Source organism: Pseudomonas tructae, assembly GCF_004214895.1.
Taxonomy (GTDB): Bacteria; Pseudomonadota; Gammaproteobacteria; order Pseudomonadales; family Pseudomonadaceae; genus Aquipseudomonas; species Aquipseudomonas tructae.
This window is the reverse complement of the sequence record NZ_CP035952.1, coordinates 3,199,114-3,214,714: the sequence shown is the minus strand read 5'-3', so window position 1 is coordinate 3,214,714 and position 15,601 is coordinate 3,199,114. Positions and strand designations below refer to the sequence as shown.

Genomic DNA, 15,601 nt, shown 5'->3' with positions numbered 1-15,601 from the left:
TAGGTGGCCAGTGGCCGCCACTGCCTGGGCGCCGGCAAAAGCGCGGGATCCTTATAGTGAAAGGGTCTGATTCGACTGGAGAACATCGCCTAGGCTTGCAGGTGGACCGGGCAACACGGAACCGCTGTCCGCCACCTGCCAAGGAGACACACCGATGCTCTCGACCCTGGAGTTGCGCAACATCATTGAAAGCAGTTTTCTACCCACCCGTTGCCAGTGCACCCTGGCCGCCGACCGCTCGCTGACGGTGCGGGTGTTCGACCGCAGTTGCGAGCGGGTCGATCTGTTGGTCACGGGCATCGATGCCGAGCAATTGACCAGCAGCCGGGCGATTTCCAACCTGATCGTCGGGCTGCGCAACGACCTGGCAGACCAGCGCTCAATACGTGCCCAGCGGCGCAGCGACAGCCTTTAATCGCGGTAGAACACCTGCACCAGGTGATAACCGAACTTGCTTTTGATCGGCCCGTGAACGGTGCGCAGCGGTTTCTTGAAAATCACCTGGTCGATGGCGCCGACCATCTGCCCCGGGCGCACTTCACCCAGGTCGCCACCGCGCTTGCCCGACGGGCAGGTGGAGTGCTTCTTGGCCAGTACGTCGAACGCCTCGCCCTTGGCAATGCGTTGCTTGAGCTGTTCGGCTTCTTCAGCAGTCTTGACCAGAATATGCCGGGCCTGTGCTTTCATCTCAAGGTACCTTCGCAAGCGGTAAAAACCGCGCATTATGCCTGATCGCGCGCCTCATACGGTAGGAGCGGGCTTGCCCCGCGATGGAGTGAAGCCTGGCAGGGCCAGACCCGCTCCCACAGGCCTGTGAGGGCGGCGTTGTCAGCCTTATTCCACTGTAGCTTTTTTCACTTTGTTCGATGCCGACCACACCCGGTAGCGCACTTCAACGCCGTCCGGCACATACACCACCACCGGCAGCTTGCTGTTGTAGCGCAGCAGGAAGCCTTCACCGACCACCGGCACGAACGCCTGTTGCTTCTTGCCATCGGGGCAGGCCATCAGGGTCGAGGCCGGGCCCGAAACCGTTTCCAGCCGGTAGTAGCTGTAGCCCCAGCCTTGCAGGGTCTGTTCTTGCAGGGTGCCGCCCAGGTGCTGGCGGTTGCAGTCGACTTCCAGTTGCTTGCCCGCCAGCACTTCAAGTTTGTAGGCCGATTCGTCAGCCTGCTTGGGCAGGTGGATCACCTGGCGGGTAAAGCCTTGTTCGGCCTCGGGGTAGGGCGCCACCTCCTTGAGGCTGGCGGCCTGTACCGAAGTACCGACTGCCAGGGTCAGGGTGAACAACGCGGTGAGGGAAAGTGGGCGCATAAGGCCTCCTTGCAGGTCAAAAAAACACGATGCCGCAATCAGGCCCCGGACTGCCCGTCACTGGGCCAGCCAGCCGCCATCGATGTTCCAGGCGGCGCCACGAACCTGACTGCCAGCCTCGCTACAGAGGAACAATACCAGCTCGCCCAGGTGTTCGGGAGTGACGAAAGCCAGCGACGGTTGTTTCTCGGCCAGCAAGTCGTGCTGGGCCTGCTGCGGATCGACGCCGTTGGCGGCGCGGTCATCGATCTGTTTCTGCACCAGCGGGGTCAGCACCCAGCCCGGGCAAATCGCGTTGCAGGTGACGTTGCTGGTGGCGGTTTCCAGGCCCACCACCTTGGTCAGGCCGACCACCCCATGCTTGGCGGCGACATAGGCGGCCTTGCCGGTGGAACCGACCTGGCCGTGCACCGAGGCGATGTTGATGATCCGCCCCCAGTTGCGCTGGCGCATGCCCGGCAGCACCAGGCGGGTGCCGTGGAACACGGCCGAGAGGTTGACGGCGATGATCGAGTCCCAGCGTTCCACCGGGAAGTCTTCGACCGCCGCCACATGCTGAATGCCGGCATTGTTGACGAGAATGTCGACGCCACCGAACTCGCGCTCGGCATAGGCGAACAGGTCTTGAATCTGTGCCACATCGCTCAGGTCCGCCGGGTGATGACCCACACGCGTACCGTGCTTCGCCACTTCGCTGACGGCCGCACTGGCATCGCCAAAGCCATTGAGGATCAGGTTGGCGCCAGCCTTGGCCAACACCTGGGCAATGCCCAGGCCGATGCCGCTGGTGGAACCGGTGACGACTGCTGTCTTGCCCTTGAGAATCATGCTGTGCTCCTTAGACGATACCGGTGGCATAGAACGTAGCAATCACCACGAACACCGCCAGGGTCTTGATCAGGGTAATGCCGAAAATATCCTTGTAGGCCTCGCGGTGGGTCAGACCGGTGACGGCCAGCAGGGTGATCACCGCGCCGTTGTGCGGCAGGGTGTCCATGCCGCCACTGGCCATGGCCGCCACCCGGTGCAGCACCTCGAGGGGAATATTGGCGGCGTTGGCCGCGGCGATAAAGCTGTCGGACATCGCCGCCAGGGCAATGCTCATGCCGCCCGACGCAGAGCCGGTGATACCGGCCAGCAAGGTCACGGTGATCGCTTCGTTGACCAGCGGGTTGGGGATCGCCCGCAGGGCATCAGCCAGCACCAGAAAACCTGGCAGCGAGGCGATCACCGCGCCGAAGCCGTATTCCGAGGCGGTGTTCATGGCCGCCAGCAGCGCGCCGCTCACCGCGCTTTTGCTGCCTTCGGCCAGGCGGCTCTTGATCGCGCCGAAGCCTGCGACCAGCACTAGCAGGATCCCCAGCAGCAAGGCCGCTTCCACCGCCCAGATCGCCGTGAGTTTGGCGATGTCGGTTTGTACCGGCGTGCTCATGCCCGGCAGGTTCAAGGTGTGGCTTTTACCGTACCAGGCTGGAATCCAGTGGGTGAACAGCAGATTCATCACCCCCACCAACAACAGCGGCGACAAGGCCAGCAGCGGGTTGGGCAGCTTCAGGTCGGCGGCGGTTTCCGGTTCGTTGCGCAGCTCGGTACCGTAGCCTTCACCGGCGCGCTGGGCCTTGTTGCGTTGGCGCTGCAAATAGAGCATGCCGCTGCAGAACACGAACAGGGTGCCGATCAGGCCCAGCCAGGGCGCGGCCCAGGCGGTGGTGTTGAAGAAGGTGCTGGGGATGATGTTCTGAATCTGCGGGGTGCCGGGCAGGGCGTCCATGGTGAACGAGAATGCGCCCAGGGCGATGGTCGCCGGGATCAGCCGTTTGGGGATGTTGCTCTGGCGGAACATCTCGGCGGCAAACGGGTACACCGCGAACACCACCACGAACAGCGACACGCCGCCGTAGGTGAGCAGGGCGCAGACCAGTACGATCACCAGCATCGCCTGGCGGGTACCGAGCAGGCGGATGGCGGCGGCGACGATCGAGCGGGAAAAGCCCGACAGCTCGATCAGCTTGCCGAACACGGCGCCGAGCAAAAACACAGGGAAGTACAGTTTGATGAAACCAACCATCTTCTCCATGAACACCCCGGTAAAGGCCGGGGCCACCGCCGAAGGGTCGGTCAGCAGCACCGCGCCAAGGGCGGCGATGGGAGCGAAGAGGATAACGCTATAACCACGGTAAGCAGCCAGCATCAGCAGCGCCAGGGCTGCCAGGGCGATGATCACACTCATCGAGTGTCTCCTTGGGTGCATCTTGTTTTTGTTGGTGAGCAGGAGATAGCGGGAATCGTGCCAATTACATAAGTATTTGTTTTTTATAGATTTAATAATGATTCTATAGATTCATATCTCTAAATTGAGACTGGTTCTTTCGTGGGGCAAGCCCGCTCCTACAGGGAAGGTGCTGACTCTGTGGGAGCGGGCTTGCCCCGCGATAGCAATCTCAAATTAGAAACAACTATCTCATTATGGAGACTTGATCCCCAAGGCCACCAACTTCTTGTACAAGGTAGACCGCCCTAACCCCAGCTGCCGCGCCGCTTGCGGCACATTCCCGGCGCAGCGTGCCAGGGTGTTTTCCAGCAGTTGCCGCTCAAAATCGGCACACGCCTGCTTGTAGCTCAATGGTGCTGCCGCAGCCTGCAACGGCGCCAGGTCGCCCAGCGCGGCCTGTACATCGCGCAAGCCCAGGCGCGCGTGATCGGCCAGCAAGGTCGCCCGCTCCAGCACATTGCGCAGCTCGCGGATATTGCCCGGCCAGGCATGCCGGGCCAGCAGCGCCTGGGCTTGATCTTCCAGCTCGTGCTGGCTGCCCAGCTCTTCAAGAATGGCTTCGCTCAGTGCCGGCAGATCCTCCAGGCGTTCACGCAACGGCGGCACCTGGATCGGCAGTACGTTCAAGCGGTAGTACAGGTCGGCGCGAAACTCGCCCCGGGCCATGGCCATCTGCAGGTCGGTGGAAGTCGCGGCGATGATCCGCACATCGCTCTGAATCATCTGGTTGGAGCCCACCGGCTCGTATTCCTTTTCCTGCAATACCCGAAGCAGTTTGCTCTGCAGCGGCAACGGCATGTCACCGATCTCATCGAGAAACAGCGTGCCGCCCTCGGCAAGCTGCAATTTGCCCGGGCGACCTTTGCGCTCGGCACCGGTGAAAGCGCCGGGGGCGGTGCCGAAGAACTCGGCTTCAAGCAGGGTCTCCGGAATGGCCGCGCTGTTGATGCTGACAAAGGCCTTGTGCGCCCGTGGCGAGGCAGCATGAATGGCGTGGGCCAGCAGCTCTTTGCCCGTGCCGGTTTCGCCCAGTAGCAACACCGGTGAATCGCTGCTGGCCCCGCGGCGGGCACGGCGCTTGACCTCAAGGCTGGCGGCGCTGGTACCGATGAACTGGGCAAAGCTGTATTTGGCCTGGCGGGCACGCAGTAACGAACGGGTCGAGGCCAGCTCCTGCTGCATGCTGGCGTAGCGCTTGAGCAGTGGCGACAGGCTGCGCAACTCGTCGAACAGGGCAAAGCCGATGGCGCCGATCAGCGTGCCGGCAGCGTCGTGCACCGGCAGGCGCATGACCACCAGGGGCTCCTTGGGGGTGTCGAGCATGTCCAGCAGGATCGGCCGACCATTGTTCAGCACCTCGCGCATCAGACTGCCGGGGATCACGCTCTCGCACGGCTGGCCGATGGCGCTGCCGGCGTCTTCAAGGCCAAAACGCCGGGCATAGCGTTGGTTCATCCAGACGATGCGCGCGTCGCGATCGACGATGATCGTGCCTTCGCTGGACTGCTCGATGATCTCGAACAGCGAACGAATCGCCAGCAGGCGTACCTGCTGATAGTCCTTGAGGCTGTCACTGTCCTGCATGGGCCGCTCCGCCGGGTCAAAGGCTGCGATTATGCCCGTGGATCGAAGGCTTCGCGCAAGGCATCGCCGATGAACACCAGCAACGACAGGATCAGGGCCAGGGCGAAGAACGCGGTGAAGCCCAGCCAGGGTGCCTGCAAATGCTGCTTGCCCTGAGTCACCAACTCGCCCAGCGAGGCGCTGCCGGCGGGCATGCCGAAGCCGAGAAAATCCAGGGCGGTGAGGGTGGTGATGGCGCCGGTCAGAATGAACGGCAGGTAGGTGAGGGTGGCGTTCATGGCGTTGGGCAGAATGTGCCGCAGGATCACCCAGCGGTCCGGCAGGCCCAGGGCGCGGGCGGCCAGCACGTATTCGAGGTTGCGCCCGCGCAGGAACTCGGCGCGCACCACATCCACCAGGGCCAGCCAGGAGAACAGCGCCATGATCCCCAGCAGCCACCAGAAGTTCGGCTCGACAAAACCACTGAGGATGATCAGCAGGTACAGCACCGGCAAGCCCGACCAGACCTCCAGCAAGCGCTGGCCGATCAGATCGACCCAGCCTCCGTGGTAGCCCTGCAGGGCGCCGGCGGTGATGCCAATCAGCGTGCTGATCAGTGTCAGCGCCAGGGCAAACAGGATCGACACCCGGGTGCCATAGAGCACCCGCGCCAGCACATCCCGGGCCTGATCGTCAGTGCCCAGCCAATTGACCGCTGACGGCGGGCTGGGTGCGGGCACCAGCAAGTCGTAGTTGGGGGTGTCGGCGCTGAAGGGCACAGGGGCGAACAGCATCCAGCCGCCCTGACCTTCGATCAACTGGCGTACGTACTGGCTGCGGTAGTCCGGCTGAAATGGTAACTGGCCGCCGAACTGCTGTTCGCTGTAGCGCTTGAAGGCCGGGAAATACAGCTGCCCCTGATAGCTGAGCAGCAATGGCTTGGCGTTGGCCACCAGTTCCGCGCCAAGGCTCACCAACAGCAACAGGCCGAACAGCCACAACGAAATCCAGCCGCGTCGATTGCGCCGAAAGCGCTGCAGGCGCCTGCGCGAAACCGGCGACAGGCTGAACATCAGTGCGCCCTCGTGGCAAAGTCGATGCGCGGGTCGACCAGGGTGTAGCACAGGTCACCGATCAACCTCACCAGCAGGCCGAACAGGGTGAAGATGAACAGCGAGCCGAACACCACCGGGTAATCGCGCGACACCGCCGCTTCGTAACTCATGCGCCCCAGGCCATCGAGGGAGAAGATCACCTCGATCAACAGCGAACCGGCAAAGAACACACTGATCAGCGCCTGGGGGATGCCGGCCACCACCAGCAGGATGGCATTGCGAAACACATGGCCGTAGAGCACGCGCTGCTCGCTCAGGCCCTTGGCCCGGGCAGTGATCACGTACTGGCGGGTGATCTCGTTGAGAAAGGCGTTCTTGGTCAGCAGGGTCAAGGTGGCGAAGCCGCCGATCACCAGGGCGCCCACCGGCAGCACCAGGTGCCAGAAATAGTCGGCTACCTTGCCCAGCAGGCTTAGTTGGTCGAAATTTTCCGAGACCAGCCCGCGCACCGGAAACCAGTTGAGCGAGGTACCACCGGCAAACAGCACGATCAACAACAGGGCAAACAGGAATGAGGGCAGGGCGTAGCCGATGACGATCAGGCTGCTGCTCCAGGCATCGAAAGCGGTGCCGTGGCGCACCGCCTTGCGTATGCCCAGGGGGATCGACACCAGGTAGGTGATCAGGGTGGCCCAGAAGCCCAGCGACAGGGTCACCGGCATCTTTTCCAGGATCAGCTCGGTGACCTTGGCGCCACGAAAAAAGCTCGAGCCGAAGTCCAGTCGGGCGTACTGGCTGAGCATCAGCCACAGGCGTTCGGGCGCCGACTTGTCGAAACCGTACTGGCGCTTGATGTCTTCCAGTAGCTTGGGGTCCAGGCCGCGACTGGCGCGGGAGCTGGCGTGCAGGGTTTCGACACTGGCTCCGGGGGCGCCGCCACCGATGCCTTGCAGGCGCGCCACTGCCTGCTCCACCGGACCACCGGGGGCGGCCTGAACGATGACGAAATTGACCAGCAGGATGATCAGCAAGGTCGGGATGATCAACAACAGGCGGCGCAAGATGTAGCCGATCATGGTTGGCTCCCCAGGCGCTCGGCCATCTGCGCGTTGGTCAGCGGTGTCGGGCTGACTTGCCACCAGCTGTCCAGGCCCTCGTCGTTGCTCGCTTGCACCTTGGGCAGACCGAAGCGGTTCCACCACACGGTCGAGCTGCCCGGCGGGTAGTAGTTGGGGATCCAGTAGTAGTTCCAGCTCAGCACCCGGTCCAGGGCATGAGCATGGCGGAGCATGTCGGCCTTGGTCTCGGCCTTGACCAGGCCGTCGAGCAGGCGGTCTACCGCGGGGTCCTGCAGGGCCATGTAATTGTTCGAACCCGGGTCGCTGGCCGCGGCCGAGCCGAAGTAGTTGTACAGCTCAAGCCCCGGTGACGGTGACACCGGGTAGCCACTGACGATCAGGTCATAGTCGCGGGCCATCAGCCGGTTGACGTACTGCGAGGCGTCGATGCGGCGGATCTGCAGGGTGATGCCGATCTGCGCCAGGTTGCGCTTCCATGGCAGCAGCAGGCGCTCGAACCCGGCCTGGCCATTGAGGAAGGTGAAGCTCAGCGGCTCGCCTTGGGCGTTGACCAATTGATCGCCCTGCGGTTGCCAGCCTGCCGCTTCGAGCAGGGCGAGGGCTTGCAGCTGCTTGTCACGGATCAGCCCCGAGCCATCGGTGCGCGGTGCCTCGAACACCTGGCTGAACACCTCGTCGGGGATCTGCCCGCTCAAGGGTTCAAGCAACTTGAGCTCCTGGGCATCGGGCAAGGCCCGAGCGGCCAGGGCACTGTTGGCGAAAAAACTCTGCTGGCGGATGTACAGCGAACGCATCATCTGCCGGTTGCTCCATTCGAAGTCCCACAGCAGCGCCAGCGCCTGACGTACTCTGCGGTCCTTGAACACCGGGCGTTGCAAGTTGAAGATAAAGCCCTGGGCAGTTTGCGGCGCGTCCTTGGCCAGGTGCGCCCGTTGCAGGCGGCCATCGTCCAGGGCGGGGCTGGCGTAGCCGAGGGTGTAGGCGGTGGCGGAGAACTCGCGGTTATAGTCGAAGCCGCCACCGCGCAGTACCTGGCGCGCGACTTCGGTGTCGCCGAAGTACTCGATGCGGATCTGGTCGAAGTTATAACGGCCGCGATTGACCGGCAAGTCGCGGCCCCACCAGTTCGGCTCGCGTTCAAAGGTGATGCTGCGGCCATTGTCGACCCGCCCGACCCGGTACGGCCCACTGCCCAGCGGCGCTTCGAAGCCGGCGCCATTGGCAAAGTCGCGGTCTTTCCACCAATGCTCGGGCAGCACCGGCAAGCTTGCAAGGTCCAGGGGCAGGGTGCGGTTCTGGTTGCTTTTGAAGGTGAACAGAATCTGCCGTGGTGCCTCGACTTCGACTCGCTCGACATCGGCAAACTGGGTGCGGTACTTGAGATTGCCCGCTCGCATCAACAGTTCGAAGGTGTAGCGCACATCCTCGGCGCGGATCGGCTGACCATCGGCAAAGCGCGCGCGTGGGTCCAGGTAAAAACGCAGCCAGCGACCGTCAGGGTCGCGTTCCAGTTGCCGCGCTACCAGCCCGTACACCGTATAGGGTTCATCCTGCGAGCGCACCGCCAGCGGCGCATACAACCAGCCATCGACCTCGGCAACGCCGATGCCTTTGTCGATGTAGGGAATCAGGTGGTCGAACTGGCCGATCTCGATGGCCGAACGGCGCAATGTGCCGCCTTTGGGGGCGTTGGGGTTGGTGTAGTTGAAGTGCCCGAAGCCTGCGGGGTAGCGCGGTGCTTCGCCATAGACGGTCAGGGCGTGAACAGGGGCTGACAGGGCGACGCACGACCAGGCAAGGAACAGGCCGAAGACGAACAACTGGAACGGGAAGGGAACAATTCGCAAGCGCCTGACTACCTGAACCACGACTGTGGCTGAAGCTTAGCAGGCCAGCTAAGTGAACAAACCGGCGCTGGGCCGGTTTGTCTGACAACGGTCAGTCCTGACGGCTGGTCACTTCCAGCAGGTGATACCCAAACTGGGTCTTCACCGGACCTTGCACGGTGTTGACCGGTGCGCTGAACACCACGGCATCGAACTCCTTGACCATCTGGCCCGGGCCGAACGAGCCCAGGTCACCGCCCTGGCGGCTCGAGGGGCAGGTGGAGTTGGCTTTGGCGATGTCGGCGAAATCGGCGCCGGCTTCGATCTGGGCCTTGAGTTCGTTGCACTTGTCTTCGGTGGCAACCAGGATGTGACGGGCAGTGGCTCTGGCCATGGGAGTGGCTCCTTGAGGTAAAACGCCAAGCCTAACGCTGATGGCAATCGCGGGGCAAGCCCGCTCCCACAGGCCTCACTCTGTGGGAGCGGGCTTGCCCCGCGAAAAGGCTCACAACCGCTCAGCCGCCTCACGCAGCAAACGCTCGGTCGAATCCCAGCCCAGGCAGCCGTCGGTAATCGACACACCGTACTTGAGCGGTTGTGCACCCAGCGTCTGGCAGCCGTCGAACAGGTGGCTCTCGAGCATCATGCCGACCAGCGAGGTGTCGCCTTGCAGGCGTTGCTCCAGCACCTCGTTGAACACTGCCGGTTGGCGCAGTGGGTCCTTGCCGCTGTTGGCGTGGCTGCAATCGACCATGATCCGCGCCGCCACACCGGCCTTGGCCAATCCTTGACGGGCCAGGGCGAGGCTCTGGCGGTCGTAGTTCGGGCCCTTGTTGCCACCGCGCAGCACCAGGTGGGTGTCGGGGTTGCCCAGGGTTTCGACAATCGCCGGGTAGCCTTGCATGTCCATGCCAAAATGCCGATGGCTGTGGGCGGCACTGCGGATCGCATCGCAGGCAATGCCAACGCCACCGTCGGTACCGTTCTTGAAGCCCACCGGCAGGCCCAGGCCGCTGACCATCTCGCGGTGAATCTGCGACTCGGTGGTGCGTGCACCAATCGCCGCCCAGCTGAGCACGTCATCGAAGTAACCGGCCGCCATCGGTTGCAGCAGCTCGGTGGCCACCGGCAGGCCGCGCTCGAGCATGGCCAGCATGAGGCCGCGGGACAAGGCGATGCCGCCGTGCATATCGTCGCTGCCATCGAGGTGCGGGTCGTAGGCCAGGCCTTTCCAGCCGACGGTGGTGCGCGGCTTTTCAATGTAGGCGCGCATGACCAGCAGTATCTGGTCGCTGACGTCAATGGCCAGGTGCGCCAGGCGTTGGGCGTATTCGCGGGCCGAACGCGGGTCGTGCAGCGAGCAGGGGCCAACGATCACCAGCAGACGCTTGTCTTCGCCATCGAGAATGGCACGTACGGCCTGGCGATGGGCCTGGACCTGGGCGGTGAGGGCCGGGGTGAGCGGCATTTGCTGCTTTAGCAGCAGCGGGCTCGGCAGGCGTTGGCTGACGGCGCTGTTGGCAGCGGTGGGTTCGGACAGTGGCAGAGCGAGGTTGGACGATTGCATGTTCTGGGTTCCCTGGGCGGATGGCGGGGTCTGGCCCGCGCTGTCGGCCCTATCGAGGTGTTCGACAGTTGGCCTGATTGGCGTCATGTGTGAGCGTGCCACCAACATGTGACCGATCGGAGGCGGCAGACTGGCCCGAACGGGATTGGCTAAATCGCCAGGTGCCAAAGCGTGGGTAACGGTGGTAGATGGTGTTCATGTGCTGTTCCTCAATTTGATATCTGTTGGGCCTTGAAACGCAAAACCCCCGGTCGGGGAGCCGGCCGGGGGTTGAGTAGTCTCGTGTTCGGCGGCCCCTTGAAAGTGGGCGCCGGTGTGGGTATCAGCGGCGCCTGTGGCTAAACCAATACCCAAAATAAAACGTTGCCGGGGAGGCCGTCGCGCACTCGCCAGCCACCACAGGGCGCGACAGGCGACCGGTGCTGCAAGCGTGAGTGAGGGTGGTAGGCGACATGTGACTCTCCAGTTGATGCTCCCGAGCTTACTTCAGGCCTTGCCAAGGTTTCAATGGCTAATTTGCATAATAGAGTGCCGGCGCCGCTTACCTAGCATTTCTGCCAGTTTCGTCACCTGGCAGTCAAGGGTTGAATAGGCTTTGCGCTCAGGAGGAATACCTATGACTTGGTTGCTCGAGTTACCTTTACCACGCTTGCCTGTTGGTGAACATCTTGCGGTCGTGGTGCAAGACGAGGATGGCCATGAGGTGAACGGCGACGCAGGCGTCAACCTGGCGATGCTGGACGCCAACGGCTCGCTGGCGCTTGCCATCAGCCCCTGGCAAGGGCAGCAGGCGGGCGATCTGTTGTGGCTCTATTGGGGGGACCAGCCTGCGATAGTCCAGATGCTGAACGACGTCGACGTTAGCAATACCGTGCATGTTTCGCTCCCGGCGCACTACCTGAGCGATGGGCAGATCAGCGTGTACTACGCATTATGGCAGCCCACCCGCGGCTGGCAGGTCAGTGCACCGATACGGGTGCTGGTCAAGCTGAGCCGGCCGGGGCAGACGGCACCTGGCGAGTTGTCGCAGTTGCCTGCGCTGGCGGTGAATGTCGAGGAGGTCACAGCCTCCAACATCAATAGAGTACAACTGAGTATCGAACCTTACCCAGGCATGCGCGTACGTGATCGGGTCGAGGTGGATTGGGGGGGGCAGCGTTTCAGCCAAGTGCTCGACCTTGAGCAAGTAGGCGTCACCTTGTCCTTGACGGTGCCAGCCGAAGTGATTCGTGCGGCCGGCGATGGTGATCGCGCCGAGCTCGCTCCGACCCGACACGTGCTTGTGCAGTACCGGGTCATTGATGAACTGCTCAACAGCAGCGAAGGTGAGCAAAAGAGCCCGTGGTCACCCCGGCTGGAGGTTCCGGTAAAGGTCAATGGCGATCCGTTGCCAGCGGCTTGTGTTGCGATCAGAGGCGAAGGAGGAGGTACCGGGTGCCGGGCGCAAGTCGGAAATCTTGATGAGCGCGACCTGCTGGTTGAGATCTTTACCTATGTCTATCATTTTAGAGTCGGTGATGTGCTGGCGTTACACTTTGACGGCTTTGCTTTCAACGGCGAGCCGGTGCCGTTCCAGCATGAGTCAACGGTGGCTCAGGTGCCGGGACCGGTGACGTTCGTCGTCCCCAACGCATTGGCCAGAACCTTGGGGCGAGGCACTGCAGCCGTGTCCTATCGCCGCCTGCGGGCAGAGACCCCAGACCTGGCATCACCCCAGGTGCCGGTGATCTTTACTGACAGCCGAACACCACTGGCACTGCCCGGAGTGGAGCAAGCCAGTGAAGAAAACTACCTGGAGCCTGACTCGCCAGCGACGGTGCAGATACGCCATTACCCCTGGATCAAGGCCGGGCAAACCGTGCGGATTATCTGGACCGGCAAGCGCTTTGACAACGCTCGGGTGTTCTACGAGCAGGTGCTGACCCTTACCGAAGAAGAGCTTGAGGTCGGCCCGGGCTTCATTGAACGTACCGTTCCCGAACACTATGTGGCGCAGCTCTGGGGCCAGCGTGCTGAAGTCTACTACCTGGTCAACAACGAGCGCTCGGCTTCGTTGTTTCTGCAAATCGGTGATGCGCTCGCGCTGCTCGAGGCACCCGAGGTGCAAGAGGCCCAGGGTGGCATGCTGGCACCCGGTGACATCGGTGAAGACGGCGCCACGCTGGTCATCCCGGCGGGTGAGGATGTACTGCCGGGGAGTTGGGTGACCTATTTCTGGTACGGCTTTGATGAGCAAGGCTTTGCCAGCGAACGACAACAGGTCGAAACCGCAGAGCAACCGCCGGTGTTCAAGGTCCCCCGTGAGATCGTCCTGGCCAGCCAGGGCCAGCACATTCACGTAAGCTACACCGTCAGCAATGCCGCGCGACCTGGGCGCGCCTCGCACGCCCTGAACCTGACAGTGGGCGAACTGGATATCGGCCTGCCGGCTCCCCAGGTGCCCGCAGCCCCCGGAGCAGTACTCGACCCTTTCGATGCGGTCGATGGACTGCAGGTGCGGGTCGTTTACGAGGGTATGCACGAAGGGCAGCAAATCGCGGTCGAGTGGCAGGATGAGCTGGACGAAGACAGCTGGGTCTCGCCGAGCAAGCCGGGCAATGCTACTGGCGTAGTTGACTTCGATGTGCCCGCAGCGGTAATTGGCAGCAGCATTCGGCCGCTGTCGAGCCCGGTCGTGATTCGCTATATCGTCACTGACGGCGCTGAAGATCCACGTTTCTCCATAAAGTTCGAGCTGTCTGTCAAGACGCTTGCTCAATTGCCGCCAACCCAGGTGCTTGAAGCGAACGATGGCGGCCTTGATCTGTCCGACTTTGATGAAAATGCGCATTTTCTGGTCGCGCCCTGGCCATTTATTGCCCTGGGTCAGTGGGCCTGGTTGCGTTTGCATGGCAGCAGCGAAGAGGGGCCGGTCAATCAGACGTTGTTCGAGGGTGTACTGGACGACCCCGAGCAACTCACTGACGGCTTGAACCTGGCGATCGCGCGCGTACTGCTGCTGCAGTTGATCTCCGGCAGCCAATTCACGTTACAGTTCAAAGTCTGTTTCGACGGCTCGGCACTGGAGGCCAACGCCCTGACCTTCGCCCCCCTGCAGCTGATCGTCAAGCCTCTGGGCTGGCATCCCTATGAGGTCAATGGCTGGATCACCGGGCGCTTTGCACCGGTCAGCGGATTTGCCGGAGCACGTTTCAGGCGCAGACCGATCGGCCTGGTGCCACCGATACGTTTCAGTGTCAGTCACCCCGAACTGGCGTCGGTGGACGAAACCGGCGAGGTGACCTTGCTTGCGCCTTTACAGCAAGCCCTGTTCATCTCTGCCGATGGTGCCGATGACCGCCACGCCAGCTATCGCCTGGATGCACCGCTGAAGTGGTACGAGAAGCCGTCCAGGCTGCTGTACACCTTTACCTCGGCACAAGACTACTGCCTGCGTGAAGGCTTGCAGATGCCGACCATTGGCGAGGTGATTCATCGTGAGGGGCAGCGAGGCCTTGGACAATTGTGGAGCGAATGGGGAGATTTGCGCGCGTGCGGCTGGCTGCAAGATGAAGAGGGTAACTGGCCTGGCAGCACCATCGTGTTTCTCGGCTCCCCACCCCAGCCAGAGTATGCCTATAGCCTGTCCATAGGGGTTGGCCGAATTTATCCCATAGCCCACGGCAACATGGTTTATGCAACGGGCTATCGGCTGGCTACGCTTGCCTGCCGGGCATGCACCCCTGCGCATGCGCCTTGCGAGCACGAAGGGTCCCGCCCGGCAGGGGATTCATAGCGGGTAGTGTTTAAGCTCCCGGGCAATCAACATACGCTGGATCTCGCTCGAACCTTCGTAGATCTGGGTAATACGGGCATCACGGTAGTAGCGCTCGACCGGATAGTCCTCCAGATACCCATAGCCACCATGCACCTGTATCGCCTTGGAACACACCCGCTCGGCCATTTCCGAGGCGAACAGCTTGGCCTGGGAGGCCTCGCTCAGGCACGGCTTGCCGGCGCTGCGCAGGCGGGCGGCGTGCAGGATCAACAGCCGTGCGGCGTTGATCTGCACCTGCATGTCGGCCAGCAGGTTGGCAATGCTCTGGTGTTCGTTGATCGGCTTGCCGAACTGGATACGCTCGCGCGAGTACAGCAGCGCCGCCTCGAACGCTGCACGGGCAATGCCCAGGGCCTGGGCGGCGATGCCGATGCGACCGCCTTCGAGGTTGGACAGGGCAATGGCCAGGCCCTTGCCGCGCTCGCCCAGCAGATTGGCCGCCGGGATGCGGCAGTTGTTCAGGGTGACCGCACAGGTGTCGGAGGCGCGGATGCCCATCTTGTGTTCGCTGCGATCGACCACAAAGCCTTCATTGTCGGTGGGCACCAGAAAAGCCGAGATGCCCTTTTTGCCCAACTGCGGGTCAGTGACCGCAAAGACAATGGCTAATCCTGCGCGGCGGGCATTGCTGACGAACTGCTTGGCGCCATTGATCACCCAGTGATCACCCTGCAGTTCGGCGCGGGTGCGCAGGTTGTGGGCTTCGGAGCCGGCTTGCGGTTCGGTCAGGCAGAAGCAGCCGATCACCTGCCCACTGGCCAGGCGTTCGAGCCAGGTCTGTTGCTGTTCGGCGCTGCCATAGGCGAGCAGGGGACCGCAGCCCACCGAGTTGTGAATGCTCATCAGGGCGCCGGTGGCACCGTCGCCGGCGGCGATTTCCTCAACGGCCAGGGCATAGGCGACATAGTCGGTGTAGCTGCCGCCCCATTGTTCGGGCACGACCATGCCGAGCAGGCCCAGCTCGCCCATCTTGGCGACCACGCCATCGTCGATCCAGCCAGCCTTCTCCCAGGCCTGGGCATTGGGGGCGATCTCGCCGCGGGCAAAATCCCGGGCCATGTCGCGGATCATGATCTGTTCTTCAGTCAGTTCCAGGTCTTGCATCTGC

At 62.7% G+C, this 15,601-nt stretch carries 13 protein-coding genes; 2 read left to right on the top strand and 11 right to left on the bottom strand.

What is annotated here, in order from left to right; genetic code table 11:
* Window positions 1–154: 154 nt before the first annotated feature.
* On the top strand, window positions 155–415 hold the full coding sequence (locus EXN22_RS14485; protein WP_130264705.1) for a DUF1652 domain-containing protein: 261 nt from the start codon (window positions 155–157) through the stop codon (window positions 413–415).
* On the opposite strand, the gene EXN22_RS14480 is transcribed toward EXN22_RS14485, so the two are convergent.
* The 10 genes from EXN22_RS14480 to EXN22_RS14435 all read right to left on the bottom strand — a co-directional run bounded on the left by EXN22_RS14480 (window position 412) and on the right by EXN22_RS14435 (window position 10,676).
* Window positions 412–687: a peptidylprolyl isomerase gene (locus EXN22_RS14480; protein WP_017133756.1), complete on the bottom strand. Its 276-nt coding sequence runs from the start codon at window positions 685–687 to the stop codon at window positions 412–414. The genes EXN22_RS14485 and EXN22_RS14480 overlap by 4 nt on opposite strands.
* A gap of 147 nt (window positions 688–834) precedes the next feature.
* Window positions 835–1,314 (bottom strand): serine protease inhibitor ecotin, encoded by a 480-nt coding sequence (gene eco / locus EXN22_RS14475; protein ID WP_130264704.1) that lies wholly within the window; start codon window positions 1,312–1,314, stop codon window positions 835–837.
* A gap of 57 nt (window positions 1,315–1,371) precedes the next feature.
* Entirely contained in the window at window positions 1,372–2,142 is a 771-nt protein-coding gene (hbdH, locus tag EXN22_RS14470) for a 3-hydroxybutyrate dehydrogenase (RefSeq protein ID WP_130264703.1), read from the bottom strand.
* Window positions 2,143–2,152: 10 nt separating this feature from the next.
* Window positions 2,153–3,544, bottom strand: a complete 1,392-nt coding sequence (locus EXN22_RS14465; protein WP_130264702.1) for a GntP family permease — start codon at window positions 3,542–3,544, stop codon at window positions 2,153–2,155.
* A gap of 234 nt (window positions 3,545–3,778) precedes the next feature.
* Window positions 3,779–5,170: a sigma-54 interaction domain-containing protein gene (locus tag EXN22_RS14460; protein WP_130264701.1), complete on the bottom strand. Its 1,392-nt coding sequence runs from the start codon at window positions 5,168–5,170 to the stop codon at window positions 3,779–3,781.
* Window positions 5,171–5,199: 29 nt separating this feature from the next.
* Window positions 5,200–6,222, bottom strand: a complete 1,023-nt coding sequence (locus tag EXN22_RS14455; protein WP_130264700.1) for an ABC transporter permease — start codon at window positions 6,220–6,222, stop codon at window positions 5,200–5,202.
* Window positions 6,222–7,280 (bottom strand): microcin C ABC transporter permease YejB, encoded by a 1,059-nt coding sequence (locus EXN22_RS14450; protein WP_130264699.1) that lies wholly within the window; start codon window positions 7,278–7,280, stop codon window positions 6,222–6,224. The genes EXN22_RS14455 and EXN22_RS14450 overlap by 1 nt, the downstream gene beginning before the upstream one ends.
* Window positions 7,277–9,130 (bottom strand): extracellular solute-binding protein, encoded by a 1,854-nt coding sequence (locus EXN22_RS14445; RefSeq protein ID WP_407691928.1) that lies wholly within the window; start codon window positions 9,128–9,130, stop codon window positions 7,277–7,279. Before EXN22_RS14445 ends, EXN22_RS14450 begins: the two co-directional genes overlap by 4 nt.
* A gap of 91 nt (window positions 9,131–9,221) precedes the next feature.
* Window positions 9,222–9,503: a peptidylprolyl isomerase gene (locus EXN22_RS14440; RefSeq protein ID WP_130264698.1), complete on the bottom strand. Its 282-nt coding sequence runs from the start codon at window positions 9,501–9,503 to the stop codon at window positions 9,222–9,224.
* A 111-nt stretch (window positions 9,504–9,614) separates the two neighbouring features.
* On the bottom strand, window positions 9,615–10,676 hold the full coding sequence (locus EXN22_RS14435) for a 3-deoxy-7-phosphoheptulonate synthase (RefSeq protein ID WP_130264697.1): 1,062 nt from the start codon (window positions 10,674–10,676) through the stop codon (window positions 9,615–9,617).
* A 616-nt stretch (window positions 10,677–11,292) separates the two neighbouring features.
* On the opposite strand from EXN22_RS14435, the gene EXN22_RS14430 reads away from it, so the two are divergent.
* Window positions 11,293–14,451, top strand: coding sequence for a hypothetical protein (locus EXN22_RS14430; protein WP_130264696.1), 3,159 nt, complete (start codon window positions 11,293–11,295; stop codon window positions 14,449–14,451).
* On the opposite strand, the gene EXN22_RS14425 is transcribed toward EXN22_RS14430, so the two are convergent.
* Complete coding sequence (locus EXN22_RS14425; RefSeq protein WP_130264695.1) at window positions 14,446–15,597, bottom strand: acyl-CoA dehydrogenase family protein; 1,152 nt, start codon at window positions 15,595–15,597, stop codon at window positions 14,446–14,448. The genes EXN22_RS14430 and EXN22_RS14425 overlap by 6 nt on opposite strands.
* Window positions 15,598–15,601: the final 4 nt, after the last annotated feature.

Bases quoted from the DNA above. Each gene is read 5' to 3' on its own strand.
- EXN22_RS14485 (WP_130264705.1), top strand. From the start codon at position 155: ATGCTCTCGACCCTGGAGTTGCGCAACATCATTGAAAGCAGTTTTCTA.
- EXN22_RS14480 (WP_017133756.1), bottom strand. From the start codon at position 687: ATGAAAGCACAGGCCCGGCATATTCTGGTCAAGACTGCTGAAGAAGCC.
- eco (WP_130264704.1), bottom strand. From the start codon at position 1,314: ATGCGCCCACTTTCCCTCACCGCGTTGTTCACCCTGACCCTGGCAGTC.
- hbdH (WP_130264703.1), bottom strand. From the start codon at position 2,142: ATGATTCTCAAGGGCAAGACAGCAGTCGTCACCGGTTCCACCAGCGGC.
- EXN22_RS14465 (WP_130264702.1), bottom strand. From the start codon at position 3,544: ATGAGTGTGATCATCGCCCTGGCAGCCCTGGCGCTGCTGATGCTGGCT.
- EXN22_RS14460 (WP_130264701.1), bottom strand. From the start codon at position 5,170: ATGCAGGACAGTGACAGCCTCAAGGACTATCAGCAGGTACGCCTGCTG.
- EXN22_RS14455 (WP_130264700.1), bottom strand. From the start codon at position 6,222: ATGTTCAGCCTGTCGCCGGTTTCGCGCAGGCGCCTGCAGCGCTTTCGG.
- EXN22_RS14450 (WP_130264699.1), bottom strand. From the start codon at position 7,280: ATGATCGGCTACATCTTGCGCCGCCTGTTGTTGATCATCCCGACCTTG.
- EXN22_RS14440 (WP_130264698.1), bottom strand. From the start codon at position 9,503: ATGGCCAGAGCCACTGCCCGTCACATCCTGGTTGCCACCGAAGACAAG.
- EXN22_RS14435 (WP_130264697.1), bottom strand. From the start codon at position 10,676: ATGCAATCGTCCAACCTCGCTCTGCCACTGTCCGAACCCACCGCTGCC.
- EXN22_RS14430 (WP_130264696.1), top strand. From the start codon at position 11,293: ATGACTTGGTTGCTCGAGTTACCTTTACCACGCTTGCCTGTTGGTGAA.
- EXN22_RS14425 (WP_130264695.1), bottom strand. From the start codon at position 15,597: ATGCAAGACCTGGAACTGACTGAAGAACAGATCATGATCCGCGACATG.